Raw genomic sequence first — 1,905 nt, forward strand, 5'->3', positions numbered from 1 at the left:
TCGGCGGCGGCGCGGACGGCGGCGCGGGCGCGTCGCGCGTCGGCTCCGGCGGGCAGCCGGAAGGAGACGCCGCCGCGGGCGGCGGCGCCGGCGAGGTCGGCGAGGGTGCCGTGGGGGCCGCGCAGCAGGGCGTCCCAGACGGGCAGGGCGACGCCGTGCTCGAGGCCGACCTGGTCGCGGACGGCGTCGGCGAGGTGGTTGGCCCCGGGGCGGCCGCCGTCGTCGGCGCCGGCGAGTCCGGCGAGGCGCAGCAGGGCGCGCTCGACCGAGACGGTGGTGTGGGCGCGGGCCATCGCGATGATCGGCTCGGCGGCGCGGGCGGCCAGCCTTCGGGCGGTGCGGACCGCCTCGGGATCCAGGTCGAGCTTTCCGTGCGGCGCCATCGCCGTCTCCCCTCACGCCGCCGCCCCTCACGGGCCGGCCGAACAATCATCCTTCACTTCGCGCGGTCTACGGAAGATCTTCCGTTATCGGAACCGAAATCCGCAAGAAGTCCGACCGGTTCGGTTCGCTTGCGGACTCCCCCGCCACTGCCCTACACCTTCCCCGCTGCACGGCGGAACCCCACGCCGCCCGCGGCACCGCTTGCCCGCCCGCCACCGTCCCCTTGCCCGACCGGACGGTCACCTGACCCCCGCGTGACCGTTCCGGCGACTTTCCCGAATCCCCTCCACAGACACTCAACGTGACCTTAAAATCACGCCCAGTGTCGGCGGCCCCGGACCCGGGGCCGCCCCCCGGCCCGCAACCCGTGGAGGGGCATGATCGTCTATTTCGTGGCGGCCGCCTGCGCCATCGGCGTGGTCGCACTCGCCAGCGCGCTGGTCCGGCGCACGCGCCGCGCCACCGACGACGCCTCCCCCGACGGCCCCACCGTCTCGCACACCGGGGCGATGCTGTCGGCGCTGTTCCTGCTGGCGTTCGCCATCGCCGTCATCGTCCCCTGGACGACCGCCGACGCCGCCCGCGCCGGCACCTACGCCGAGACCCAGGCCATCGCCGAGACCTACTGGGCGGCGTCCCGCCTCCCCGACGACCGGCGGACCGCCGTCCGCAGCGGCCTGCGCGCCTACGTCGACACCGTCCGCGACCCCGAATGGGACCTCATGGCCGACGGGCGGCTCGCCCCCGCCGGGTGGACGCTGCTGGACCGCGTCCGCCGCGACGTCATCGCCCTGGAGGCCGACGACGACGAGCTCCGCGAGGCCCGCGCCGCCGTCCTCGACGGCATCGGGCAGATCGCCGCCGCCCGCAACCAGCGCGCCATGGACGCCCGCACCACGCCGCCCGCCGGCCTCACCATCGTCACGATCATCACCGGAGTCGTGGTCGTGCTGCTGCCGTTCCTGGCCGGCGCGTCCCCGCGCGGCGCGACGCTGATCCCGCTGGCGCTCATGGCCGCGCTGCTGGCCGCCGGGACCTACCTCACCATCGACATCTCCCACCCCTTCGACGGGGCCCTGGCCGTCGGGCCCGAGGCCTTCGTCGAACTGCAGGCCGAACTCCAACGCATCGACGGAGGTGGATGACCCATGCGCCGCGTCCTGACCTGGCCCGTCCTCATCCTGCAGGGCGGAGCCGCCGGCGCCCTCACGCTGGCCGCCGCCCCGCCCGCCCACGCCGACCCCCTGCCGCCCGGCGGCGTCACCGTCTGCATCGACGGGGAGGTCGAGGTGCACGTCGGCGACGCCCCGGGCGACTGCCCGCGACCGCCGTCGCCCAAGCCGCCGACGTCCACACCCCCGGCGCCGGAACCCGAACCGCCCGCCGCACCCGAACCCACGCCGCCGCCCGACCCCACGCCGGAACCGCCACCCGAACCGACCCAGGCACCGCCCCCGGCCCGGCCGCCCGCCGCGGCACCGGCGCCGCGGCCGCCCGCCCCGCGGCCCGCCGCGATCACGC

The 1,905-nt window shown here is 76.7% G+C and carries 2 protein-coding genes and 1 pseudogene; 2 read left to right on the forward strand and 1 reads right to left on the reverse strand.

Annotated features, from left to right (window positions below; all coding sequences use genetic code 11):
* On the reverse strand, positions 1 to 383 hold a 383-nt coding region (locus tag ACFQ11_RS37640), incomplete at its 3' end, for a lysine 5,6-aminomutase subunit alpha TIM-barrel domain-containing protein (protein WP_378307726.1).
* A gap of 378 nt (positions 384 to 761) precedes the next feature.
* Here ACFQ11_RS37640 and ACFQ11_RS37645 point away from each other — a divergent pair.
* Positions 762 to 1,529 (forward strand): bestrophin-like domain, encoded by a 768-nt coding sequence (locus ACFQ11_RS37645; RefSeq protein WP_378307728.1) that lies wholly within the window; start codon positions 762 to 764, stop codon positions 1,527 to 1,529.
* Positions 1,530 to 1,532: 3 nt separating this feature from the next.
* Positions 1,533 to 1,905 (forward strand): annotated as a pseudogene (locus ACFQ11_RS37650) (hypothetical protein); the annotation flags it as partial.

It is taken from the genome of Actinomadura sediminis, assembly GCF_042675525.1.
GTDB classification, from domain to species: domain Bacteria; phylum Actinomycetota; class Actinomycetes; order Streptosporangiales; family Streptosporangiaceae; genus Spirillospora; species Spirillospora sediminis.

Coding starts and splice junctions, on each gene's coding strand:
- ACFQ11_RS37645 (WP_378307728.1), top strand. CDS start 762: ATGATCGTCTATTTCGTGGCGGCCGCCTGCGCCATCGGCGTGGTCGCA.